This window comes from Marmoricola sp. OAE513 (assembly GCF_040546585.1).
In the GTDB taxonomy this organism is placed as follows: domain Bacteria; phylum Actinomycetota; class Actinomycetes; order Propionibacteriales; family Nocardioidaceae; genus Marmoricola.
Window position 1 is genome coordinate 3,396,179 of sequence record NZ_JBEPOC010000001.1, and the last position, 23,478, is coordinate 3,419,656.

General features: G+C 71.3%; 18 protein-coding genes and 1 pseudogene. 7 read left to right on the forward strand and 12 right to left on the reverse strand.

Annotated elements, in window-relative coordinates:
• Positions 1-3: 3 nt before the first annotated feature.
• On the reverse strand, positions 4-1,143 hold the full coding sequence (locus tag ABIE44_RS17000) for a helix-turn-helix transcriptional regulator (RefSeq protein ID WP_209714742.1): 1,140 nt from the start codon (positions 1,141-1,143) through the stop codon (positions 4-6).
• A gap of 170 nt (positions 1,144-1,313) precedes the next feature.
• Here ABIE44_RS17000 and ABIE44_RS17005 point away from each other — a divergent pair, with 170 nt between their 5' ends.
• The 5 genes and pseudogenes from ABIE44_RS17005 (at position 1,314) to ABIE44_RS17025 (ending at position 7,932) form a co-directional block, all read left to right on the forward strand.
• Positions 1,314-2,711 (forward strand): FAD-binding oxidoreductase, encoded by a 1,398-nt coding sequence (locus tag ABIE44_RS17005; RefSeq protein ID WP_209714740.1) that lies wholly within the window; start codon positions 1,314-1,316, stop codon positions 2,709-2,711.
• 59 nt (positions 2,712-2,770) lie between these two features.
• Positions 2,771-4,109 (forward strand): annotated as a pseudogene (locus ABIE44_RS17010) (glutamine synthetase family protein).
• Positions 4,110-4,594: 485 nt separating this feature from the next.
• Complete coding sequence (locus ABIE44_RS17015) at positions 4,595-7,111, forward strand: bifunctional [glutamine synthetase] adenylyltransferase/[glutamine synthetase]-adenylyl-L-tyrosine phosphorylase (protein WP_354438221.1); 2,517 nt, start codon at positions 4,595-4,597, stop codon at positions 7,109-7,111.
• A 3-nt stretch (positions 7,112-7,114) separates the two neighbouring features.
• A complete protein-coding gene (arfB, locus tag ABIE44_RS17020; RefSeq protein ID WP_209714734.1) occupies positions 7,115-7,558 on the forward strand; it encodes an alternative ribosome rescue aminoacyl-tRNA hydrolase ArfB in 444 nt (147 codons plus the stop codon).
• A 14-nt stretch (positions 7,559-7,572) separates the two neighbouring features.
• Entirely contained in the window at positions 7,573-7,932 is a 360-nt protein-coding gene (locus tag ABIE44_RS17025) for a DUF4288 domain-containing protein (RefSeq protein ID WP_209714731.1), read from the forward strand.
• A 22-nt stretch (positions 7,933-7,954) separates the two neighbouring features.
• Here ABIE44_RS17025 and ABIE44_RS17030 read toward each other — a convergent pair whose 3' ends face one another.
• Positions 7,955-8,269 carry a hypothetical protein gene (locus ABIE44_RS17030; protein ID WP_209714728.1) on the reverse strand — a complete coding sequence of 105 codons (315 nt, stop codon included), beginning with the start codon at positions 8,267-8,269 and terminating at the stop codon, positions 7,955-7,957.
• Between the two features lie 67 nt (positions 8,270-8,336).
• On the opposite strand from ABIE44_RS17030, the gene ABIE44_RS17035 reads away from it, so the two are divergent.
• The gene (locus ABIE44_RS17035; protein ID WP_209714727.1) at positions 8,337-8,540 is read left to right on the forward strand and encodes a hypervirulence associated TUDOR domain-containing protein; all 204 of its coding nucleotides are present in this window, start codon (positions 8,337-8,339) and stop codon (positions 8,538-8,540) included.
• Between the two features lie 65 nt (positions 8,541-8,605).
• Here ABIE44_RS17035 and ABIE44_RS17040 read toward each other — a convergent pair whose 3' ends face one another.
• The 9 genes from ABIE44_RS17040 to ABIE44_RS17080 all read right to left on the reverse strand — a co-directional run bounded on the left by ABIE44_RS17040 (position 8,606) and on the right by ABIE44_RS17080 (position 21,502).
• Positions 8,606-10,129: an FAD-dependent oxidoreductase gene (locus ABIE44_RS17040; protein WP_354438223.1), complete on the reverse strand. Its 1,524-nt coding sequence runs from the start codon at positions 10,127-10,129 to the stop codon at positions 8,606-8,608.
• Between the two features lie 24 nt (positions 10,130-10,153).
• Entirely contained in the window at positions 10,154-10,783 is a 630-nt protein-coding gene (locus ABIE44_RS17045) for a TetR/AcrR family transcriptional regulator (protein WP_209714723.1), read from the reverse strand.
• 18 nt (positions 10,784-10,801) lie between these two features.
• Positions 10,802-11,650, reverse strand: a complete 849-nt coding sequence (locus ABIE44_RS17050; RefSeq protein ID WP_209714721.1) for an LLM class F420-dependent oxidoreductase — start codon at positions 11,648-11,650, stop codon at positions 10,802-10,804.
• Between the two features lie 81 nt (positions 11,651-11,731).
• On the reverse strand, positions 11,732-12,652 hold the full coding sequence (locus ABIE44_RS17055) for an alpha/beta hydrolase (RefSeq protein WP_354438224.1): 921 nt from the start codon (positions 12,650-12,652) through the stop codon (positions 11,732-11,734).
• A gap of 78 nt (positions 12,653-12,730) precedes the next feature.
• Complete coding sequence (locus ABIE44_RS17060) at positions 12,731-13,249, reverse strand: CAP domain-containing protein (protein WP_209714717.1); 519 nt, start codon at positions 13,247-13,249, stop codon at positions 12,731-12,733.
• Positions 13,250-13,319: 70 nt separating this feature from the next.
• Positions 13,320-14,825, reverse strand: coding sequence for a glycosyltransferase family 39 protein (locus ABIE44_RS17065; protein WP_209714715.1), 1,506 nt, complete (start codon positions 14,823-14,825; stop codon positions 13,320-13,322).
• A gap of 58 nt (positions 14,826-14,883) precedes the next feature.
• Complete coding sequence (locus tag ABIE44_RS17070) at positions 14,884-15,963, reverse strand: NAD(P)H-dependent amine dehydrogenase family protein (protein ID WP_209714713.1); 1,080 nt, start codon at positions 15,961-15,963, stop codon at positions 14,884-14,886.
• Between the two features lie 315 nt (positions 15,964-16,278).
• Complete coding sequence (locus ABIE44_RS17075; protein ID WP_209714711.1) at positions 16,279-19,323, reverse strand: beta strand repeat-containing protein; 3,045 nt, start codon at positions 19,321-19,323, stop codon at positions 16,279-16,281.
• A gap of 193 nt (positions 19,324-19,516) precedes the next feature.
• Positions 19,517-21,502, reverse strand: a complete 1,986-nt coding sequence (locus ABIE44_RS17080) for a putative Ig domain-containing protein (RefSeq protein ID WP_209714709.1) — start codon at positions 21,500-21,502, stop codon at positions 19,517-19,519.
• Between the two features lie 214 nt (positions 21,503-21,716).
• On the opposite strand from ABIE44_RS17080, the gene ABIE44_RS17085 reads away from it, so the two are divergent.
• Positions 21,717-22,538, forward strand: a complete 822-nt coding sequence (locus tag ABIE44_RS17085) for a pseudouridine synthase (RefSeq protein ID WP_209723112.1) — start codon at positions 21,717-21,719, stop codon at positions 22,536-22,538.
• Here the strand turns inward: ABIE44_RS17085 and ABIE44_RS17090 are convergent.
• Positions 22,525-23,427, reverse strand: a complete 903-nt coding sequence (locus tag ABIE44_RS17090) for an NAD(P)H-dependent flavin oxidoreductase (protein WP_209714707.1) — start codon at positions 23,425-23,427, stop codon at positions 22,525-22,527. The two genes, ABIE44_RS17085 and ABIE44_RS17090, sit on opposite strands and share 14 nt — an antisense overlap.
• Positions 23,428-23,478: the final 51 nt, after the last annotated feature.

Genomic DNA, 23,478 nt, shown 5'->3' on the forward strand with positions numbered 1-23,478 from the left:
CGATCAGTCGGAGCTCGTGATCTCAGCGTTGGCGAACCACCCCGACGGCCCGATCTCGGTACCCATCCGCGGCACGTACTGGTCGAAGTAGATCCGGGCGATGAGCTCGCGCCGGCTGCGGACGTCGGCCTTGGAGAACACCGACTTGAGGTGGTCCTGCACCGTGTACGCCGACAGGTGCAGCGACGCGGCGATGTCCTTGGTGTCGAGTCCCTGCAGCACGCGCTCGGTCACCGCACGCTCGCGCTCGGTCAGGTCGAACGCGGCGACCACCAGCGGCACGATCTCCGGCGGCCTGGCCTCGTCGATCGTGACCACGACGTCGCCGGCGACGTCGCCGCGCGGGCTCATCGGCGTCGCGTGCAGCACCAACCACATCCCGCTGCGGGAGCGGACCCGGCAGCGGGGAGGCCGGGGCGTCTCGCCCCGGGCGAACCTGCGGGCAGCGCCGACCAGGCCCGAGATGATCGCGGTCGGTGCCGTCCCCAGGTCGCTCATCATCAGGTCCGCCAGGCGCTCCTCGGCGCCGGCGCTCATCTGGTGGATCTCGTCGTTCGCTCCGATCACGACCACGGCCGGACCGGGGGACGGCAGTGCGGAGGTCTCGCCGAGGCGGGTGAGGAGCCCTCCGCGCATGCCGACCGACATGCTCTCCGAGAGCGCGGCCATCAGCTCGACGTCGCCGGCGTCGAAGCCGGCCTCGTCCTTGCCGCGGAACAGGGCGACCCCGCCCCAGACCTGACCACGGTCGCGCAGGATCACGCGGAGCTCGTCCTCGTAGGCGTAGCGCGGGCGCATGAACTCGTTGAGGCGGTAGGAGTCCGGGCTGCTGGCGCGCACGGCGGCGGCCGGCACGGCACGGTGCGCGAGCTCCTCGAACGAGGACGCCTCGCTGGTCCCGAACTCGATCAGCCCGAACTCCTCGTCGTGCTCGTCCTTGCCGTTGAGGTCGCCGAACTTCAGCGTGCCCGTCAGCAGCAGGGTGCTCGGGTCGAAGGCGCCGATGCACGCGGCGACGTGGGGGACCGCCCGGGAGATCGAGGAGAGTGCCTCGTCGAAGAACGTCTCGGCGTCCAGGCCGGCGCGCGCGACCACCTCGACGTCGCGCAGCACGCGCTGCCCGGTCAGGGTGATGGGAGGCATGGGAGCAGTCTGCCCGTAGTTCCGGTCCTCCGGAATCCCATATTTGTGGGGTGTCGGATCCCCAGCCCTGCCGGGCGGGATCTCCCCGGCTCCTCGGGATGGTGGACACCGGCGGTGCCGTCGGAGGGTTCTCGTCATCGACAACGAGATCCCCCGAGGAGAACAGCACCATGACGAACACCGTCCACCCGGTCAGCACCGGCCACTCCGTCACCCGGCTCAAGGCAGCCTGCGGCGACGTCGTCCACCTGCCCGGCACGCCCGAGTACGACCGCGGGCGGACGCCCTGGAACGTGGGCGTCGGCCAGCGTCCCGCCGCCGTCGCCACCCCGGTGACCGTCGACCAGGCGATCCGGGTCGTCCGTACGGCGGCCGCCACCGGTCTGCGGGTCACCGCGCAGTCCACCGGGCACGCGGCGTCCGCCCTCGCCGGCCACGCGCTCGACGACGTCGTGCTCGTACGCACCGGGGGCCTGCGTGGCGTCCACGTCGACCCGGTACGCCGCGTCGCCCGCGTCGAGGCGGGCGCGAGCTGGGAGGACGTCGTCACCGCTGCTGCGGTGCACGGCCTGACCGCGATGCACGGCTCGGCTCCCGACATCGGTGTCGTCGGCTACACCCTGGGCGGTGGGCTGAGCTGGTTCGCACGCCAGCACGGCCTGGCCGTCGAGTCGGTGCTGGCCGTCGAGCTCGTCCTCGCCGACGGGGAGCTCGTCCGGGCCGACGCCTCGCAGAACACCGAGCTGTTCTGGGCGTTGCGCGGCGGCGTCGCGGGCAACTTCGGCCTCGTCACCACCGTGGAGCTGGAGCTCCTCAACGTCCCCGACGCTTTCGCCGGGATGCTCCTGTTCGACGTGGCCCGCGCCCCGGAGGTCCTGAACACCTGGGCCACCTGGTGCCGCACGGCGCCGGAGGAGATCACCACGTCGTTCCGGGTGATGCGCTTCCCGCCGATCCCCGAGCTGCCGCCGTTCCTGAGCGGTCGCGCGGTCGTGATCCTGGACGGCGTCGCGCTCCTCGACGACGACGCCGCGTCAGCCGCGCTCGCGCCGCTGCGCGATCTCGGCGCGGAGATGGACACCTTCGGTCGGGTCCCCGCCGCCGGGTTGCTCCGGCTGCACATGGATCCCGAGGACCCGACCCCGTCGGTCGGACGTGGCGCGGTCGTCGCCGACCTGGACGCCGCCGCGGTGGAGTCCTTCCTGGCAGCCGTCGGCCCGGGCGTCGAGACGCCCGTCTTCATGGCCGAGCTGCGCCAGCTCGGCGGTGCCCTCGCACGGACCTCGGAGACGCCCGGGGCGCTGACCGGCATCGAGGGGTCGCACCTGTGCCTGCTGCTCTCGGTGACGCCCACCCCCGAGATCGCCGCCGCCTGCGACCAGGCGCTCGAGGGCGTCCTGGCCGGGCTCGCGCCGCACCTCGGTGAGCGGTTGTTCCTCAACTTCGCCGAGCGGTCCGTCGACCCGCGTCTCGCGTTCGAGCCGGCCGCCTGGGACCGCTTGGTGGCGGTGCGCCGCGAGGTCGACCCGACCGGGTTGTTCCTGGCGAACTTCGCGATCGAGGGCTGAGCGGGTCGCCGGAGGGGTACGGCGGTCCGCACCCCTCCGGAGGCCCTATCGTTTGCACCATGGGTAAGCAGGAAGACTTCGTGCTCCGCGCTCTCGAGGAGCGCGACGTCCGTTTCGTACGGCTCTGGTTCACCGACGTGCTCGGGTACCTGAAGTCGGTGGCGATCGCCCCGGCCGAGCTCGAGGGTGCCTTCACCGAAGGCATCGGCTTCGACGGCTCCGCGATCCAGGGCTTCGCCCGGGTGACCGAGTCCGACATGCTGGCCCACCCGGACCCGTCGACGTTCCAGATCCTGCCGTGGCGGGGCGACGGCCCGGCGACCGCGCGGATGTTCTGCGACATCACGATGCCCGACGGCTCCGCGTCGTACGCCGACCCGCGCTACGTGCTCAAGCGCACCCTGCAGTCCGCGGCGGAGAAGGGCTTCACCTTCTACACGCACCCCGAGATCGAGTTCTACCTGTTCAAGGGCGAGCCGCAGCCGGGCCACGTGCCGGAGCCGGTCGACCGCAGCGGCTACTTCGACCACACCTCGCAGAGCTCGGGCTCGGACTTCCGCCGCGAGGCGATCACCATGCTCGAGGCGATGGGCATCTCGGTCGAGTTCAGCCACCACGAGGGCGGGCCCGGCCAGCAGGAGATCGACCTGCGGTACGCCGACGCGCTCTCGACCGCCGACAACATCATGACCTTCCGCACGGTCGTGCGCGAGGTGGCGCTGGGCCAGGGCGTCTGGGCGTCCTTCATGCCGAAGCCGTTCACCGAGCACCCGGGTTCGGGCATGCACACGCACGTGTCCCTCTTCGAGGGCGACCGGAACGCGTTCTTCGAGGGCGGTGCCGAGTACCAGCTGTCCAAGACGCGGCCGCCACTTCATCGCGGGGATCCTGCACCACGCGGCGGAGATCACCTGCGTCACCAACCAGTGGGTCAACTCCTACAAGCGGTTGATCGGCGGCGGCGAGGCCCCGTCGTACATCTCGTGGGGCCACAACAACCGGTCCGCCATGGTCCGCGTCCCGATGTACAAGCCGAACAAGGGTCAGTCGACCCGCATCGAGCTGCGCACCATCGACGCGGCCTGCAACCCCTACCTGGCGTACGCCGTGGTCCTGGCGGCCGGCATGAAGGGTCTCGAGGGCGAGTACGAGCTGCCCCGAGAGGCGGAGGACGACGTCTGGTCGCTGACCGACCGCGAGCGTCAGGCCCTCGGCCTGGAGCAGCTGCCGAAGAGCCTGCACGACGCGATCGCGGTCGCCGAGCGCTCGGAGCTCCTGGCCGACACCCTCGGTGAGCACGTGTACGACTTCTTCCTGCGCAACAAGCGTCAGGAGTGGGAGGAATACCGTGGGCAGGTCTCCGCCTTCGAGCGCGACCGGATGCTCCCGGTCATCTGACCGACTCGCGATGCCCCGCCAGGTCTCTCACTACCTGTCCTCCGGCAACCTGGCCCGCCTCGGGTTCCAGGACACGAGCGCTGCGCTGACGGCGCTGGAGGTGCTCGGCCCGCCGGCCTCCCCGGTGGTGGCGATCCTGGGGCAGACCGCCGACCCCGACCTGGCGCTCGCGACCCTGGTCCGGCTGCACGAGTCCGCCGCGGACAAGGACGTGCTGGTCCAGGTGCTCGAGGAGGACGAGGGCACCGCCATGCGCCTGCTCTCGGTGCTCGGCATGAGCGAGGCGCTCGGCGATCATCTCGTCCGGCACCCGGAGCAGTGGCACGAGCTGCGCGACCCGACGCTCGGCTCCACCCGCCCGCCGGCGTACGCGGTCCGCGCCGGGCTGATGGCCGCCGTGGGCGCCGAGCCGTTCGACCAGCTCCCGACCTCCACGCTCCCGTACGCCGACGCCGCCGACGCGCTCCCGCGTCGAGTACCGCCGGGTGCTGCTGCGCCTGGCCAGCCGCGACCTCGCGCACCACGTGGGGATGGACGACGTCGCCGCCGAGCTGGCCGAGCTGGCCGCCGGCACGCTGGACGCCGCCCTCGCCGTGGCCCGGGCGAAGGTCGGCCCGGACGCCGCGCTGTGCCGGCTCGCGGTGATCGCGATGGGCAAGTGCGGTGGCCATGAGCTCAACTACGTGAGCGACGTCGACGTCATCTTCGTCGGGGAGCCCGCCGAGGGGGCCGAGGAGACGGCTGCCCTCCGGGTCGCCACCCAGCTCGCCTCGACGCTGATGCAGGTCTGCGGTGACCAGACCCGCGAAGGGACGATCTGGCCGGTGGACGCGAACCTGCGACCGGAGGGCAAGCACGGTCCGCTCGTGCGCACCCTGGCCAGCCACCGTGGCTACTACGAGCGCTGGGCGAAGACCTGGGAGTTCCAGGCGCTGCTCAAGGCGCGCCCCGTCGCCGGAGACCTCGAGCTCGGCGGCGCGTACGTCGAGTCGATCGGCCCGATGGTGTGGGAGGCCGCCGGCCGCGACGGGTTCGTCGAGGACGTGCAGTCGATGCGCCGGCGGGTGCTCGACCACATCCCGGCGCACGAGGCGAAGCGGCAGCTGAAGCTCGGCTCCGGCGGTCTGCGCGACGTCGAGTTCGCGGTCCAGCTGCTCCAGCTCGTGCACGGACGCACCGACGAGGCCGTACGGGCGCCGACCACCTTGAGCGCACTGTCGGACCTGACCCGCGCCGGGTACATCGGACGCGAGGACGGGCGCACCATGCACGACGCGTACGCGTTCCTGCGCACCTTCGAGCACCGCATCCAGCTGTACCAGCTCCGGCGTACGCACGTGGTCCCCGAGGACCCGGAGGCCCTGCGCCGCCTCGGTCGCTCGCTCGGGTACCTCAAGCACCCGGAGGAGGAGCTCGACCGCACCTGGCGGCACCACCGGCGCGAGGCCCGGCGGTTGCACGAGAAGCTCTTCTACCGACCGCTGCTCGCAGCAGTCGCCCGGATCCCCGGCGACGAGGCCCGACTCACCACCGATGCGGCGAAGGAGCGGCTCGCCGCCCTCGGGTACGCCGACCCGGACGCCGCACTGCGTCACCTCCAGGCGCTGACCAGCGGGGTCTCCCGCACCGCCGCGATCCAGCGGGCGCTGCTGCCGGCGCTGCTCGCCTGGTTCGCGGACGCCCCGGACCCGGACGCCGGTCTGTTCGGGTTCCGCCGGATCTCCGACGCGCTCGGCAGCTCGCCCTGGTACCTCGCCACGCTGCGCGACGAGGGCGAGACGGCGCAGCGGCTCGCCCAGATCCTCGCCACCAGCCGGTACGCGACCGACCTGCTCGAGCGCGAGCCCGAGGGGGTGAAGATCCTCGGCGGCGAGAACGCCCTGCGGCCGGCGTCGCGCAAGGCCATCCAGGCCGAGATGTTCGCCAGTGCTGCCCGACGCGGCGACCCGCAGGAGGCGATCCGCAGCATCCGCGCGATCCGTCGTCGTGAGCTGCTCCGGATCAGTGCCGCCGACCTCTGCGTGCCGTTCGGAGTCGCCGAGGTCGGGTACGCGCTCACCGACCTCACCGACGCCACCCTGGAGGCGGCGCTGGCGATCGCGATCGAGATCGTGGAGAAGGAGCGCAAGGCCACCCTGCCCACCCGGATGGCCATCATCGCGATGGGCCGGTACGGCGGCTACGAGATGGGTTACGGCAGCGACGCCGACGTCATGTTCGTGCACGCTCCGCACGAGGGCGCCGATCCGCAGCGGGCGAGCAGCATGGCGACCGCCGTCGCCACCGAGGTGCGCCGTCTGCTGGGCACGGCCGGATCCGACCCCGCGCTCGAGGTCGACGCCGACCTGCGACCGGAGGGCACCCAGGGGCCGCTGGTCCGGACGCTGGACGCCTACGCCGCGTACTACGCGAAGTGGTCCGCGGTGTGGGAGGCCCAAGCGCTGCTCCGGGCGGAGCCAGTGGTCGGCGACCTCGCGCTGAAGCAGGAGTTCAGCGACCTGATCGATCCGCTGCGCTACCCGTCCGTGGGGCTCAGCAACAACGACCTCGTCGAGATCCGTCGGATCAAGGCCCGGGTCGAGGACGAGCGGATGCCGCGCGGTGCCGACCCCGCCACGCACTTCAAGCTCGGCCGCGGCGGGCTCGCCGACGTCGAGTGGACCGTCCAGGTGCTCCAGCTGCAGTACGCCGGCGACCTGCCCGACCTGCGCACCACCAAGACCCTGGACGCGCTCGACGTCGCCGTGACCCACGAGCTCCTGACGGCCGAGGACGCCGACGTCCTGAGCGGGGCGTGGGTGCTGGCGAGCCGGGCGCGCAACGCCACCGTCCTGGTGCGCGGCAAGGCTTCCGACCAGCTGCCCACCGACCCGCGGGAGCGTGCTGCGGTGGCGCGGGTTCTCGGCTACGAGCCGGGGGAGACCACGGCGATGGTCAACGACTACCAGCGCGCCACGCGTCGGGCGGCCGAGGTCGTCGACCGGATCTTCTGGCGGAGCTGAGCCGTGGCGGAGCCCGGCGGTGACCTCGTCGTACCGGCTGGGCCCGGGCTTCCCTCGGGGACGACGATCCCGGCCGCGGAGCTGACCGAGCGGTTCTCACGCTCGTCGGGCCCGGGCGGTCAGTCGGTCAACACCAGCGACTCCCGCGTGGAGCTGCTCTTCGACCCGGCCGTCTCCACGGCGTTCACCGAGCCGCAGCGGCGACGCATCCTCGCCGCGCTCCCACCCGGACCGATCTCGATCACGGCGTCGGAGCACCGGTCCCAGCTGCGCAACCGGGTGGCGGCGCGTGAGCGGCTCGTCGCGCTGCTGCGCCAGGCCGTGGCCCCGCCGCCGCCTCCGCGTCGCCCCACCAAGCCCAGCAAGTCCTCCCAGCGACGCCGGGTCGAGACGAAGAAGCAGCGCGGTCAGACGAAGAGTCTGCGGGGGCGCGTGACCGACGAGTAGGGCACGATGGATCCGTGACCCTCGACTCTGCCTGGTACGCCGTCCGCTGCGTTTTCCGCTCCGTCGTCGACGTCGGCCTCACGACGTACGAGGAACGGATCACCCTCTGGCAGGCGGCCGACAGCTCCGAGGCGATCGAGCGGGCCGAGGCGGAGGCCGAGGACTACGCCGCGTCGATCGAGGGCGCCGAGGTCGAGTACGTCGGGCTGGCGCAGTGCTTCCACCTGTTCGACGACCCCGTCGACGGCGCCGAGATATTCTCGCTGATGCGCGACAGCGCGCTGACGCCCGAGGAGTACCTCGACACGTTCTTCGACACCGGCTCCGAGCACCAGAGCCACGGGGACGACGTCGAGGGCGACGAGGACGACTGAACGGTCCGGGGGACGCGAGCGGTCAGACGTCGATCCTGCGCACCCAACGTTCCCCGGCATCCCCGCCCCAGGCGTCCCAGGCGACGCGACCCGGGGACGGGAACCCGTCGGTCCCGCGCTTGAAGCCGTCGGCCTGCTTGTCGACGGTGTGGCGGGCGAAGTAGGCCCGCATCTTCTTGACCTCGGCGTCGGTGAGGCCGCGGCCCTCGGCGAGCTGATGCGCCCGGTTCCGGCCCACGTCGGTGAAGTTGCGGCCGGCATGGCCGGCGCTGATCCACCTCACGGCTCGTTCACCGGTCTGCTGGACGCCCTTCGGCGGTACGTGTTTGTCGGTCACCCCCGGGACGTACCCGGCCCGGTCTGTTCGAACCGCATGGGCGACCTGACTGCGGGTAAAGCGCCTCATGGCACTGAGGCGCGGGACCGAGGTCACCTGGAACACCTCCCAAGGGACGACGCACGGCAAGACCGTCGAGAAGCGGACCGAGCAGTTCCAGTTCGACGGGCAGCAGTTCAACGCGTCGTCCGACGACCCCTACTGGATCGTGGAGTCCGCCAAGACCGGTGCGCGCGCAGCGCACAAGGAAAGCTCTCTGACCCGACGCTGACCCGACCTGGTCGTTCTCTCTGGGCGTTCTCTCTGGGCGGGCCGGCGAGGCGTCGGCGCGCGTGCTCAGCCCGCCGCGGCGATGTCCTGCACCGCCAGGGAGCCGAACACCATCGCCGTCCCGAGCGGTGCGCCCGGTCCGGGGTAGAACGCTCCGAACGCGTTGGCGGCCGAGTTGCTGGTGGCGTACAGGCCGGAGAGCACGGAGCCGTCCTCCTTCAGTGCACGCCCCGATGAGTCGGTGACGATCCCACCCTTCGTGCCGAGGTCGGAGAGCACGAACCGGGCAGCCGTGAACGGCCCCTGGTGCACGCCGACGAGCGCCTTGTTGGGACCGGTCCCGCCGGTGAAGAAGGTGTCGTACTCGTCGGCCCCGCGACCGAAGTCCTCGTCCACACCGCTCTCGCAGAACCCGTTGAACCGCTCGACCGTCGCCAGCAGGTTCGTCAGCCCGAGCGTCTCGGCGAGCTCCTGGAGCGTCTCGGCGCGCACCCAGGTCCCGGCGGCGAGGTGGTCGGCCGGGTCGCCCTCGGGCATCGCGATCGCGGGCAGTCCGCCGCCCTCGGCGTTGTCGAAGACGAACCACGAAGGAATGCGGTTCTCGGCCTTCGCCATCTCCTTGCCGAAGCGGTCGTAGGGCAGCGACTCGTTGGCGTACCGGTCCCCGTCGGCGTCGACGATCACGCCGCTGCGGAACCCGAGGGTGAACGACCCGTGCCCGTCCGGGTGCTCCAGGCCGGGGCAGAACCAGCCCTGGTCGAGCAGATCGGTGGCGGCCCCGATCGACTGCGCGGCGGCGATCGGCTCGCCGACGTTGGTGTCGTCGGGCGCCATCGACCACGTCGAGTCGCCCGGGACGCCGTACCGGCTGCGCCACGCGGGGTTGTGCTCGAACCCTCCGGAGGCGACGATCACCCCGCGCGTCCCGGTGATGGTCGTCTCTCCGGCCGCCGTGCGTGCCACGACCCCGGTCACCCGGAGATCCGCGCCGTCGCCCTCGGTCACCAGCGTCTCCACGCTGTGGCCGGTCAGCACAGTGCCGCCGTCGCGGGTGAACGCCCACAGCAACCGGGCGATCAGGGACTGCCCGCCCGACAGGGTGTTCTTGCCCGGCAGGCCCTGTCGGTCGAGCTCCACCGGCGGCCGCACCAGGGCCGCGACGTCCTCGGGGAGCTCGGCGCGCTTGACGTTCTTCGGCTGGATCGAGCGGCCGAACGGGACCCGGCCCGGGCCGTCGTAGTACTCCGGGAACGGCAGCCACTCGAAGTCGAAGGCGTCGTCCTCCTCCAGCTCGGCGACCAGGCGCGGCGCCTCGGCGAGGAACGCCTCGACCTTCACCTGGTCCGGGTCGACCAGCAGGGCTCCGAGGTAGTCCCGTGCGCCGTCGGTGGAGTCGGAGATGCCGGCCCGCTGCTGGACCTGCGACCCCGGCAGCCAGCACGCACCGCCCGAGTACGCCGACGTGCCGCCGCAGTAGGCGGTCTTCTCGACCACGACCGTGCGCAGGCCCCGCTTCTGCGCGAGGTACGCCGCGGTCAGCGCGCCGCCGCCGGATCCGACGACGACGACGTCGAAGCTGGTCTCGCTCACAGGGTCTCCCATCGAGAGGCAGGCTCAGGTGCTCTGCAGGTAGCTGGTGATGGCCTCGGCCAGCCCGGTGCGGGCCTCGGCAGGATCGGTGTAGGTGCTGAGGTACTGCTCGGAGTGCAGCCCGCGCATCGCGCCGGGCAGGAGGCTGCGCACCCGGGCCAGGCGCACGGGGTCGAGGTCGAAGCCGTCGAAGGCGTGCCCGACCAGGTCGGTCCACGCCGTGTCGAAGTGCGCGATCGCGGCAGCGGTCGCGGGGTACTCGGACTCCAGCTCGTCGCGCTGCCGGGGGAGCGCGAGCCGCAGGTTGTGGATGGCCCGCGAGGTCCGCAGGTCCATCGCCGTCCACAGCATCTCGACGATCGCGGTCACCCGGGAAGCGAGCTCGGGGGAGTCCGGCAGCCGCGGACGCATCGTCGAGGTGTCGTGGAGGACGTGCTCCAGCACGGCCGCCCACAGTCCGTCCACGTCACCGAACTGGTGCTGCACCGTGCCCCAGGTGACGCCCGCCTCGCGGGCGATCAGGCTGGCGCTGACCGACTCGGCGCCGCCCTCGGCCAGGCACTCGAGCGCGGTGCGCAGGAGCACCTGGCGCGTCTCGAGCCCCCGCTTGTTCAGGCGGGTTCCCTTGGCGCTGAGCGGGACGGTGGCGGTCACGGACGTCTCGAGGTCCGGTCAGCTCAGGCCGAGGCGGGCGCCGTGCTTGGCGATGAACGCCTCGACCTCTTCGGCGCTCTTGTCCGGGACGCCCCAGATGAGCTCGGTGACGCCGGAGGCCTCCCAGGCGGCCAGGTCCTCGGGGGAGGGCCGCATCACGACCAGCACGTGGATCTCCGGTGCGCCGTCGCGACCGGCATCGGCCCACGCCTGCTTCAGGTCGACGATCTTGTCGGTGATGTCGGCCTGGGTGGGCGTGGTCATCCAGCCGTCGGCGTTCTCGGCGATCCACTTGAACGTCTTCGGCCCGGCCGCGGCGCCGATGATGACCGGGACCTCGCCCTGCGGCGGCTTCGGCCAGGCCCACGACGGTCCGAACGAGACGAACTCGCCCTCGTACGACGCCTCGTCCTGGGTCCACAGGGCGCGCATCGCGCCGAGGTACTCCTTGAGCACCGTACGACGCTTCGCCGCCGGTACGTGGTGGTCGGTCAGCTCGTCGGTGTTCCAGCCGAAGCCGGCACCGATGGTGACCCGGCCGCCGGAGAGGTGGTCGAGGGTCGCGATCGTCTTCGCGAGCGTGATCGGGTCGGACTCGACCGGAAGGGCGACGGCGGTGGAGAGCCGGATCTTCGTCGTGATCGCGGCCGCGGTGGCCAGCGAGACCCACGGGTCCAGGGTGCGCATGTACCGGTCGTCGGGGAGGGTCTCGTCGCCGGTGCCCGGGTGGGCGGCGTCGCGCTTGACAGGGATGTGCGTGTGCTCGGGCACGTAGATGGTGTCGAAGCCCGCGTCCTCCGCGGCCTTGGCGGCCTGGGCCGGGGTGATCCCTCGGTCGCTGGTGAACAGCACGATGCCGTGGCGCATGAAAGTCGTCTCCTGGGTGCTCTGTCGGGCAGACCCTGACGCGGGTCCCGCCAGGAATCATAGAGGAGTCAATGAGAATTGCTAGCGGGTCTCGAGGACTTTCTCGAGAAACGCCGTCAGGCGTTCCAGGGCCTCTGCCCCTTCGGGTCGGTCGAGCCGGAACTGGTACACGTGGTGCACCGGGCTCGCGTCGTCGCCAGGGTGGTACTCGTCCACCGGGACGCCGAGCTCGCGGAGCCGCGCGGAGAACGGCACGGTCTGGTTCCGGGTCAGCGGATCGGCGTTCCCCGCAGAGAGGAAGGTCGGCGGGAACGAGCCCGTCGCCCGGTCCAGGACCGTCATCGACCGGCAGGTCGGGCTGTCCTGCCAGGCCCGGGTCCGTGCCAGCGACCACATCGCCGACTCGAGTCCCGCGGCGAAGAAACGGTCCGAGTCCGCGACCGCCCTCGGGTCGAAGATGCCGCAGAACAGCAGCGCGCCGCGAAACGCGCTCGGGTCCTCGACCGCCACCTCGGCGGCGACCTGGGCCCCGGCGGAGTCGCCGGCGATGACGATCCGGGTCGGGTCGATCCCGAGCTCAGCCGCGTGGTCGCGCAGGTACCTCAGCGCTGCCCGGACGCCGTCGGGTGCGGCCGGGTAGGCGGCCTCCGGGGCCAGCGGGTAGTTCACCGCGGCGCCGGCGAAGCCTCGGCTGGCGACCAGCTCGAGGTAGGGCAGGACCTCGGTCTTGTCGCCGAACTGCCAACCTCCTCCGTGCACCCACACCACCACGGGGTGCGGTCCGGGGCCGTCCGGGAGGGCGAGGTCGAGGAGTCCGTACCGTCCCAGGCCCTCGTCGTAGACCAGGCCGCTGCGGGTGGTCCATCCCTCCGCAGGCAGGTGACGGCGCAGTGCGGTCGCGGTGAGCTCGCCGCCGGGTCCGCTGGCCAGCCGTGCGAGGCGGAGCGTGACCCACGGCGGCACCCAGCGCTGTGGCCGCAGCCGCACCAGGACGCGCAGCACGAAGCTAGCGAGTACCCCAGGAGCGAACCGGACCGCCTTGCTGAGCCTGCTTCTCCGTGGGGTCACCCAGGCAGGGTGTCAGCGACGGCTGCCGAGGTCCAGCGTGACCCACGGGCGGCCCTTGCTGTACCTGACCCCGAAGCCCGCCTCCTTGTAGGAGCAGCGCTGGATGTTCGCGCGGTGCCCAGGGCTGTTCATCCACATGGTGAACGTGGCCTTCGGCGTACCGGCTCCCCAGGCGATGTTCTCGGCCAGGCCGGTCCACCGCTTGTAGCCCGCCTTGGTGATGCGCTTGGCGAGGCCGAGCTCCCGGGGCAGCTGGTGCGACAGGTTCCCGGCCGCCACCATCTTGCGGGTGTGCTTGCGGGCCGCCTTGACCAGTGCGGTGTTGCGCTTGACCGCCTTGCAGCCGACCTGCGCACGACGGGCGTTGGTCAGGGCGAGCAGCTGGGCCTCGAACTGGCCGGTGGTCAGCGCCGTCGTACGCGGGGCCGACGAGGGCTCCGGCGCGGCGGCGCGGGCACTCCCGACCGGCAGTGCGGTCCCGGCAACCAGGACCAACCCGACGATCCAACCAATCCACGTAATCCGCCCCATGGGGCCACTGTGGCGCCTCGGGGGCGTCTTCCGCAGCAGAATCGGACAATTGGGTCGCGCTGGTGCAAGGTCAGCAGGAGTCGCCCGCATCGGGCACGGCCCTGTCGACGTTGTTGCGCAGGTAGACGAAACGCTCGCAGAGCGTCCCCACCCGCCGGTAGCGCTCGCTGATCAAGGACCAGGCGCCGCCGAGCTTGAGCCGGGCCTGGGTCTGCGGTCCGCGCACCACCACCCAGGTGGGCGCATCGGGCCCGGCGAGCACGGCGCGCAGGTCCTTCATGTCCGGATCCAGCGTCCGGGCCGGCAGGCTCCAGGGGTACTCGTACGGCGAGGACATCCCCGAGGCGCGGAGCACCTCGGGGTCGCCGAAGGTGACCAGGACCGTGTCGCCGGGGCGCTTGACCCGGCCCAGGGCGTCGCCGACCTGGGTCGCGGGGGAGCCAGGCGGGATGAACGCCGCGATCACGGCGCTCACCACGGCGGCGACCGCCATGAGCTGGACGGTACGGCGGATCGCGACCGGCGAGCGGAACAGCACCGCCCCGGCGGCGAGAGCCACCGCAGGGATGGCCTCGACCAGGTAGTGCAACCAGTAGGAGCCGCCGGCGACGATCGAGAACGTCGCCCAGGCGAGCAGCGCCACGATCGCCCACGCGAAGGCCAGGTCCTTGGTCCTCCAGGTGCCGCGGATGAGGAAGATGCCGACGGCCAGGGGCAACCCGCTGCCGATGACCGAGAGGGTGAGCAGGGCGAGGCGCTGTCCGGAGGCTTCGGCGACCGAGGGGTTGTCGGCGATCACGCGGGCGGCCTTGACCCGGAACGGGTAGGTCGCCTCGTAGACATCGGCGGGTGACGTCCCGTGCGCGACCGCCCAGAGGCTTACCAGTCCGAAGGCGATACCGGCGCCGAGAGCGGCCAGGCCGACCCGTTGGACGAGCTGCCCCCAGGTGACCCGGCGCTGGCGCCAGGCGAAGATCCAGAACACGGCGGCGAAGACGACGACGTCGACCATGTTCTGCTTGACCAGCAGGGCGGAGACCGCTGCGGCACCCGTCGCCAGGGCCGCGAGCCGGGCGGTGCGTTCCTCGTCGCTCAGCACCGCCTCGGTCGCGGTGCGCAGCCCCAGAGCGAGGAACGGCAGCGCCATCAGCTCACCGTTGACGCTCGCGGCTCCGGCGAGCGGCCCGCCGAGCAGGGCGGCGGCGACCACTGCGGTGACCGAGGCGGCCCGGTCGTCGAGGACGCGGCGGGCGGTGGAGGCCAGCAGGAGCACCGTCGCCACGGAGATGGCGATGCCGATCACCCGGAGCGCCGGGATCCCGCCGAAGAGGTCCGCGACCTGGAACAGCATCATCAGCAGCGGAGGACGGTCGACCCAGTAGTTGCCGTAGAGCGAGTCGCCCGAGGAGCTCCACTGCCCGGCGAGGACCAGGAACCCGCCCTCGTCGGGGGTGCCTCCGAGGCGGAGCTGGATCAGCCGGAGCCCGATCATCACCAGGACGGCCGCGGGAACCCATGGCAGCGACCACACCGAGGAACGGCGCCCGGCGGTCGCCGTCGCGCTGGGAGAGGTCACAGGTCCATGATGCCGGTCGGCCCACCCGCTCAGGCGCGGAACACGTACCGCGAGACCGTCAGCTCTTCCCGCCCGCCAGCGTCCACGCGGCCGGACCCGTCGGCACCGGGATGTCGGCGTACGTGACGATGCCGGGGCGGGCCGCGACGACGTGCCGGACGGCGTTGAGCACGGGCAGACCGGTGATCGTCATGCCGATGCCGTGCATGTCCTCGACAGTCAGCGTGTCCAGCGGCTGGTCGGGCATCAGGCCGAAGTTCAGGGTGACGTTCGGGGATCCCTCGACCTCGACCTTGTAGCCGTGCTCGACCGGCATTGCGGGTTCGAGGTGCCGCGTCATCACCCAGCGCTGGTGCAGGTCGAGCACCTCGCCGCCGTTCACGACGCCGACCCAGCGCAGGTCCAGCCCGGCCATCGTGCCGGCGGCGATCGGGCGCCCGGGAAGGTCGAGGTCCTTGGTCGTCGCTGCGAACCCGACGTGGCACCGCACCTCGTCGAGCTCGATGCCGAGCGTCGCGGCGAGCATGTGCACGCCGTCGGCGAACACCACCGACGCAGCCTCGACGTCCGCGGCGTGGCCGGGGTCGTCCATCGGACGCCCCCACCCCATGCCGTCCATGTTCGAGTCCGAGGCGTACGCGCTGACGTCGACCGACTCGTGCATCGTGATCTTGCGGACCTCCTGGCACACCCCCGTCGCGACCGCGCCGAGGAGCTGGGCGAAGCCGGGGTTCATGCCGCTGCCGAACAGGCTCGCGCCGCCCTCGCGTGCCGCAGCCTCCAACGCCTCGCGGGAACCGGCTGGCAGGCTGTGGCCGGTGAGGAACTCGGCGCTCGTGACGACGTTGGCGCCGGAGCGCAGGATCCGGCTGAGCTCCTCGACGTCGGGGTGCAGCGGCGTGTAGATCACGCAGTCGGGCGCCAGGGCGAGCAGCGCCTCGGCGTCATCGGTGGCCCGGATGCCGCACGGCTCGTCCAGCCGGCAGAGCAGAGCGGCGTCCTGCCCGACCTTGTCCGCGCTCCAGGCGTAGCAGCCGACGAGCTCGAGGTCCGGACGCGCGAGCACGCTCCGGAGGGTCTTGCGAGCCACGTTGCCGGTGGTCCACTGGACGACGCGCAGGGGAGCAGGTGAGGTCATGCACGGGACGCTCCCACGGAACTGGACAGGTGTCCAGCACCGCCGAGAGGTCCCAGATGTCTCAGCGGCGGACGCCGAGAGGTCCCAGATGTCTCAGCCGCGGACGCCGAGCGGGCGCGGATGTCTCAGCAGCGGACGCCGAGCGGGCGCGGATGTCTCAGCGGCGGACGCCGAGCGGGCGCGGATGTCTCAGCGGCGGACATCTCAGCCCGCTCGGCGTACCTGGGTGGGACATCTCAGCCCGCTCGGCGTACCTGGGTGGGACATCTCTGCCCGCTCGGCGTACCTGGGTGGGACATCTGTGCCCGGTCGGCGTCAGGGGGCGGCGACGACCGTGATCCCGAGGTACTTCGTGTTCTTGGTGCCGCCCTTGGTGTAGGTCACGACGAAGGTGGCCGCCTCCGGGACGATCGGCGTTCCGGTGATCGCGCCGGTCGCGGGGTCCAGGGTGAACCCGACGGGCAGGCTGCCGTCGGTCACCGACCACGTGCCGCCGGTCGGGGTCGCCGCGAGCGAGGCGTTGTACGCCGCTCCGACGGTGCCGCCCGGCAGCGAGGTGGTGGTGATCGTCGGCGACCCCGCGTCGGCCACGTGGAAGATGTAGCCCTGCTTGGTCGACGTACCGGTGCTGGTCTCGGTGAAGGTCACGATCAGCGGGGTGTCACCGGTCTCAGTCGGCGTGCCCGAGAGCAGGCCGCCGGCGGAGAAGGTGATGCCGTCGGGCAGGAATCCAGCGACCGTCCAGGTGCCGTCCAGGCCGGTCTTGGTCAGCTGCTGGCTGTACGGCTGGTTGGTGACCGCGTCCGGGATCGACGTGGTGGTGATCTTGGGCTGCAGGACCTTGAGCGCGAACGACTTGCTGACGTCCCCGCCGCCGGTCTCGTGGAAGGCGATCTTGACCTGGTAGATCGTCGCGACGGTCGGCGTACCGGTCAGCGTGCCGGTGGCCGGGTCGAGGGAGAACCCGTCCGGGATCTGCACGGCTTCCCAGGTGCCCGGGCCGCCGGTCTTGGTGAACGTCACCGAGTAGGCGCCACCACGGTGGGCGTCGGGCAGGTTCGCGTCGGTCGTGATCGCGAGCGCGGTGCCGCCGACGTGCAGGGCGAGCGGCTTGAGGACGCTGCGTCCGGTCGACGTCTCGGTGAAGACCGGGTACACGCCGTAGTCACCGATAGCGGCGTTCGTCGTGCCGCTGATCTCGCCGGTCGCGGCGTTGATGCTCAGACCCGCCGGGAGACCGGTGATCGACCAGGTGCCGGCCTTGCCGGTCTTGGCCAGCGTGGCCGAGTACGCCGCACCGCGGGTCGCGTCCGGCAGCGTCGCCGTGGTGATCTCCGGACGCGCGGAGCGGGTGATGGACAGCGCCTTGGTCGCGGACAGGCCGCCGGCGGTCTCGGTGAACTTCACCGTGAAGTTCGTGGTGCCCGGACCGGTCGGCGTACCGGTGATGGCGCCGGTGTCGGCATTCAGGGTGAGCCCGCCGGGCAGCTGGGTGCCGCCGGTGAGCGACCAGGTGCCGGCGCCGCCGGTCTTGGCCAGCGTCGCGGAGTACGCGATCCCGGTGTCACCGTCGGGCAGCGAGGTGGTGGTGATGGTGGGACCGTTCGGCGGGTTCTCCGAGCCCTGCAGCACCTTGAGCGCGAACGCCTTCTGGACCGAGCGTCCTCCTACTGTCTCGGTGAAGATCGGGTACACGCCGTACGTGCCTGTGGCGGCTGCGGTGACGCCGCTGATCACGCCGGTCTCGGCGTTGATCGTCAGGCCGGCCGGGAGGCCGGTGATCGACCAGGTGCCGGCGCGGCCGGTCTTGGCCAGCGTCGTCGAGTAGGCGACACCCTGGGTCACGTCGGGCAGCGTGGTCGTGGTGATCTCCGGTCGCGGCGAGCGGGTGATGGACAGCGACTTGGTCGCCGACAGCCCGCTCCCGGTCTCGGTGAACTTCACGGTGAACGTGGTGGTGCCCGGGCCGGTCGGCGTACCCGAGATGATGCCGGTGGCCGACGCCAGGCTCAGGCCGCCCGGCAGCGTGGTGCCGCCGGAGAGCGACCAGGTGCCGTCGCCGCCGGTCTTGGTCAGCGTCGCGGAGTAGGCCAGACCGGTGTCGCCGTCGGGCAGCGAGGTCGTGGTGATGGTCGGACCGGTCGGCGGGTTCTCCGAGCCGGCGAGCACCTTGAGCGCGAGCGGCTTGAGGACGGAGCGTCCGCCGGTTGTCTCGGTGAAGGTCGGGTAGACGCCGTACGTGCCGACGGCGACGTTCGTCGTGCCCGAGATGACCCCCGTGGTCGGGTTGATCGTCAGGCCGGTGACCGTTGTCTCCAGCGACCAGGTGCCCGCCTTGCCGGTCTTCGCCAGCGGTGCGGTGTAGGCGACGCCCTGGGTCGCGTCGGGCAGCGTGGCGGTGGTGATCTCCGGTCGCGGGGAGCGGGTGATGGAGAGCGCCTTGGTGGCGGACAGCCCGCTCCCGGTCTCGGTGAACTTCACGGTGAAGTTCGTAGTGCCGGGGCCGGTCGGCGTACCGGAGATGGTGCCGGTGTCGGCGTTCAGGGTGAGCCCGCCGGGCAGCTGGGTGCCGCCGTTCAGCGACCAGGTGCCGGCGCCGCCGGTCTTGGTCAGCGTCGCGGAGTAGGCCAGGCCGGTGTCACCGTCGGGCAGCGAGGTCGTGGTGATGACCGGGGCGTTCGGGTTGGTCACCGTGACCGACTTCGACGGGGACACGGCGCCCGCGTTCAGACCGCTCAGCGGGGACTGGACCCGGTACGTCGTGGTGCCCGCGGACGCCGGGGTCACCTGCACGGTGAACGAACCGTTCGAGGCCAGCGTCGTGCTCCCGGCCGAGACGTAGGAGCCACCGGAAAGGCGCTGGACGGCCAGCTTGGTGCCGGAGACGTACGGGGAGACCGTGCCCGACAGGGTCGTGGGCTGGCCGAGCGTGATCGAGGCAGGGGAGAGGTTCAACGTGACCGTGGTCTTGCGCAGCACCGTGACGGTCTTGTTCGCCGAGTACGCCGTGGCGAGCTTCTTGCCCTTGCGCGGGGCGACCGCACGGTAACTGTACGCCGCCGGCGTGCTCGGCACGTTGAGGTTCACCGCGAACTTGCCGCCCGCGGTGGTGGTCGCGGTGTTCACCTGGGTCACCCAGCTCGCACCGGACTTGCGCTGGATGCGCACGAGGCTGCCCTTGGGGGACTTGCTCAGCGTGCCGGAGAAGGTCACCGCCTTGCCGCCGTACTGGTAGACCGGGCTCGCGCCCAGCGTGAGCTTGCGGGCAGTCGCCGCCTGCGCCGGGGCCAGACCCGTGAAGGCCAGGAGGGCGACGGCCATGACGGCGATCCAGGACAGTGACTTGGTGCGGAAACTCATCGATCTCCAACCTTCTGCTGATGCAACCCGAGTGGTGCGCACCCCACGTGCGCGGATTCCCGAGGCTATGCGGAACTCAAGTGATCAGGAAGTACTGGAGTGGCGCTGCGACGACCAATTGCGGAAGGCCCGGGGCGATTTGTCCCGGGCCTTCCGATAAGGCGGTTTCTGCCTGCGTCTTCCTCGGCTGGTCTCAGCCCGCCGGAGGCGTCGGGTTCGGCACCAGGAGACCGAGCAGCTTCGTGTTCTTCGTGCCTCCGTTGGTGTACGTCACCTGGAAGCGGGCGTTCTCCGGCACGCTCGGCGTCCCGGTGATCGCCCCCGTCGTCGGGTTCAGCGACAGGCCGACCGGCAGGCTGCCCTGGGTGATCGACCAGGTGCCGCCGGCAGGTGTCGCTGCCAGCGTCGCCGAGTACGCCGACCCGACGGTGCCGTTCGGCAGCGAGGTGGTCGTGATCGTCGGGGAGCCCGGCGCTGCGGAGTGGAAGATGAAGATGTTCGACGACGAGGCACCGGTGCTGGTCTCGGTGAACGTCACCGTGATGCCCCAGTCACCGGACTCCGTCGGCGTTCCCGCCAGCAGGCCGCTGCTCGAGAGCGTGACGCCCTCGGGCGGGAAGCCGCTGCTGGTGATCTCCCAGGTGCCGTCGAGCCCGGTCTTGGCGAACTGGAAGCTGTAGGCCTGACCGGTCACCGCGTCCGGGATGGACGTGGTGGTGATCTTCGGCTGGACGACCTTGAGCGAGAAGCCCTTGGTGACAGAACCGCCGTTGGTCTCGGAGAAGGTGACGTACACCGCGTTGAGGCCAGCGACGGTCGGCGTACCGGTCAGGGTGCCGGTGGCCGGGTCGAGGCTGAAGCCGTCGGGGATCTGGTTCGCCGACCAGGTACCCGGCCCGCCGACCTTGGTGAAGGTGACCGAGTACGGCGCCAGGCGGTGGGCGTCGGGCAGCGTCGGGTCGGTGGTGATCGCCAGCGGTGTGCCGATGACCTTGAGGGCCAGAGCCTTGAGCACCTTGCGACCACCGGCCGTCTCGGTGAAGGTCGGGTACACGCCGTAGGTGCCGAGCGCGACGTTCGTCGTGCCCGAGATGACCCCGGTCGTCGGGTTGATCGTCAGGCCGGTGACCGGCGTCTCCAGCGACCAGGTGCCCGCCTTGCCGGTCTTCGCCAGCTCGGCCGTGTACGGCGCACCGCGGGTGGCGTCGGGCAGCGAGTTGGTCGAGATCGTCGGGAGCGGCGAGAACGTCATCGACAGGTTCTTGGTCGCCGAGAGGCCGGACCCGGTCTCGGTGAACTTGAAGATCACGTTGTTGGTGCCCGAGCCCTCCGGCGTGCCGGTGATCGCGCCGGTCGTGGCGTTCAGGGTCAGTCCCGGCTTGAGCGTTCCGCCCGCGACCGACCAGGTGCCGTCGCCGCCGGTCTTGGTCAGGGTCGCCGAGTACGGCAGGTTCTTGTCGCCTTCGGGCAACGACGTAGTGGTGATCGTCGGCGCGTTCGCGAGGCTGACCTGGACCGCCCGCGTGGGGGAGACCGTGCCGGCGTTGAGGCCGGTCAGCGGGACCTGCACCCGGTAGCTCGTGGTCGTGGTCGGGTTCACCCCGACCGAGTAACCGCCGGAACCCGACAGGGTCGCGTTGCCGACCAGGACCCAGCTGGTCCCGGAGAGACGCTGCACGGCGACCTTGGTTCCGGAGACGAACGGCGAGACCGTGCCGGACAGGGTCGCGGTGCCCCCGGAGGCGACGATCGTGGGGTTCGCGGTCAGGGTCGCGGTGGTCTTGCGGAGCACCTTGACGGTGATCGTCTTCGAGTACGCCGTGGCCAGCTTGCCCTTCTTCGGGGCGGCGGCGCGGTAGGTGTACGACGCCGGGGTCGTCGGCAGCGTGACCTTGACCGAGTACTTGCCCGAGGACGTCGTGGTCTTCGTCTTCGCGGCGGTCACGTACGACGTGCCCGACTTCAGCTTGATCTTGACCGTGCTGCCCTTGGGGGACTTCGACAGGGTGCCGGAGAAGGTCACCTGCTTGCCGCCGTACTCGAGGGCCGGCGAGGCCTTGGTCGTCAGGGACCGCGCGGTGGCCGCCTGGGCCGGTGCCGCGAGACCGGTCAGAGCGACCAGCAGCACGGCTGCCGTCGCGAGCGTCGACCAGAGCCTGGTCCGGGGTGAAGTCGTCACGAGGTACACCTTCTGGGAGGGAGGGGTCTTGCAGGGAGGGGCGCTTGCGCGCGCTGCTCCGAGGCTATGTCGAAGGGGGAGGTTCAGGAAGGACATTGGGCCGGTACGCCCTTAGCATCACCGGGTGCCTCCTCGTTCGCCGTTGCCGCAGCGCCACGGTCTCGACGCCGCCTGGGTGCGGACTCCGGGTGCTGCCGAGGTGGGCGCGACGTCGATGGGCGCGTGGCTGCGGGACCGCTTTCCCGAGCGCGTCGACGTCGAGACGATGCTGGCCGACGAGCGATTCGTGTACGCCGACGCGACACCCGTGCGGGACGACGACGCCTTCCGGCAGCACACGTTCGTGTGGTTCCACCGGGACCTGCGGGAGGAGCCGCCCGTGCCGGGCGAGATCCGGGTGCTGCACCGCGACGAGCGGATCGTGGTCGTCGACAAGCCGCCCTTCCTGTCCTCGATCCCGCGCGGGGAGCACGTGACCGAGAGCGTCGTGGTCAAGCTGCGCAACCGGCTCGGGCTGCCCGAGCTCTCCACGGTGCACCGCCTCGACCGGGTCACCTCGGGGGTGCTGATGCTGGCCACCGAGCGGCGGTGGCGCGGGCCGTACCAGCTGCTCTTCCAGAACCGTGCGGTGCGCAAGACCTACCGGGCGCTGGCGCCGTACCGGCCGGACCTGGCGCTGCCGGTCACCGTGCGCGACCACCTGGCCAAGGAACGGGGCTCGCTGGTCGCGCACGTCGTCCCGGACGCACCCCCGAACGCCGAGACCCTGGTGGAGCTGGAGGAACGGCGCGGCGACCTGGCCGTCTACCGGCTCTCCCCGCGGACCGGGAAGACCCACCAGATCCGGATGCACCTGCACGGGCTCGGGATCCCGATCGTGGGGGACCCGCTGTACCCCGACGTGCACGAGGTGAGCATCGACGACTTCTCGACGCCGCTGCAGCTGCTGGCCGCCGAGCTGGCGTTCACCGACCCCGTGGACGGGACCGAGCGGTGCTACGTGAGCGGCCGGACCTTCCCGATCAGCTCGTCGTGAGCCGGGCCCGCGCCGCATCGAGCGCCGCCGTGCAGCCCGACCACATCTCCTCGAGCAGCTGAGCCACCGGCACGACCGAGTCGATCCGCGAGGAGACCTGGCCGGTGTTGGCGACGCTGGCCTCCATGTCGCCCCCGAAGTAGAGGTCGGTGATCTGGCCCAGCAGTGGCTCGCCGCCCTGGACCTGCTCGGTCAGCGTGTTCCGCAGGACCCGCATGGTCGGGTTGCCCGGCACGCTGATCAGCACGGTGCTGTCGTCGGTCGCGCCGAGGATCGAGTCCTTGAAGTTCTGGTGCACCGGCGACTCGACGGTCGCGAGCATCCGGGTGCCCATCTGCACGCCCTCGGCCCCGAGGACGAACGCGGCGGCCATCGAGGTGGCGTCGCAGATCCCGCCCGCGGCGATGATCGGCAGGTCGGTCCGTGACGCGATCAGTGGGAGCAGCACCATCGTCGAGGCGCCGAGTGCTCCCTTGAAGCCCCCGCCCTCGACCCCCTCGACGACCAGGCCGTCCACGCCGGCGTCGATCGCCTTCTGGGCAGCGACTTCAGAACCCACGACGTGGAAGACGGTCATGCCGGCGTCGTGCAGCCGTTGGGTGAACAGTCCGGGGTGGCCGGCCGAGGTGGCGACGTACCGGATGCCGGCCTCGGCGATGACGTCGACGATCGAGGGGTCGTTCTTCCAGCCCTGGATCATCAGGTTCGCCCCGACGGGCTTGCTGGTCAGCTCGCGGACCCGGGCGAGGTCCTCGCGGCCCTGCGGCGACAGCGTCTCGATGATGCCCAGGCCGCCTGCCTCGGAGACGGCCGCGGCGAGGCCGGCGTCGGCGATGAACGTCATCGGCGCCTGGACGATCGGGATCGGGACGCCGAGGAGCTCGGTCACACGGTTCCGGTACGGGGTCTGGGTCACCGCCCAGAGGTATCACGCGGACGT

What these genes read in the sequence shown, in the direction of transcription:
- ABIE44_RS17000 (WP_209714742.1), bottom strand. Translation starts at nt 1,143, where the DNA reads ATGCCTCCCATCACCCTGACCGGGCAGCGCGTGCTGCGCGACGTCGAG.
- ABIE44_RS17005 (WP_209714740.1), top strand. Translation starts at nt 1,314, where the DNA reads ATGACGAACACCGTCCACCCGGTCAGCACCGGCCACTCCGTCACCCGG.
- ABIE44_RS17035 (WP_209714727.1), top strand. Translation starts at nt 8,337, where the DNA reads ATGGCACTGAGGCGCGGGACCGAGGTCACCTGGAACACCTCCCAAGGG.
- ABIE44_RS17050 (WP_209714721.1), bottom strand. Translation starts at nt 11,650, where the DNA reads ATGCGCCACGGCATCGTGCTGTTCACCAGCGACCGAGGGATCACCCCG.
- ABIE44_RS17060 (WP_209714717.1), bottom strand. Translation starts at nt 13,249, where the DNA reads ATGGGGCGGATTACGTGGATTGGTTGGATCGTCGGGTTGGTCCTGGTT.
- ABIE44_RS17070 (WP_209714713.1), bottom strand. Translation starts at nt 15,963, where the DNA reads ATGACCTCACCTGCTCCCCTGCGCGTCGTCCAGTGGACCACCGGCAAC.
- ABIE44_RS17075 (WP_209714711.1), bottom strand. Translation starts at nt 19,323, where the DNA reads ATGAGTTTCCGCACCAAGTCACTGTCCTGGATCGCCGTCATGGCCGTC.
- ABIE44_RS17085 (WP_209723112.1), top strand. Translation starts at nt 21,717, where the DNA reads ATGGGCGCGTGGCTGCGGGACCGCTTTCCCGAGCGCGTCGACGTCGAG.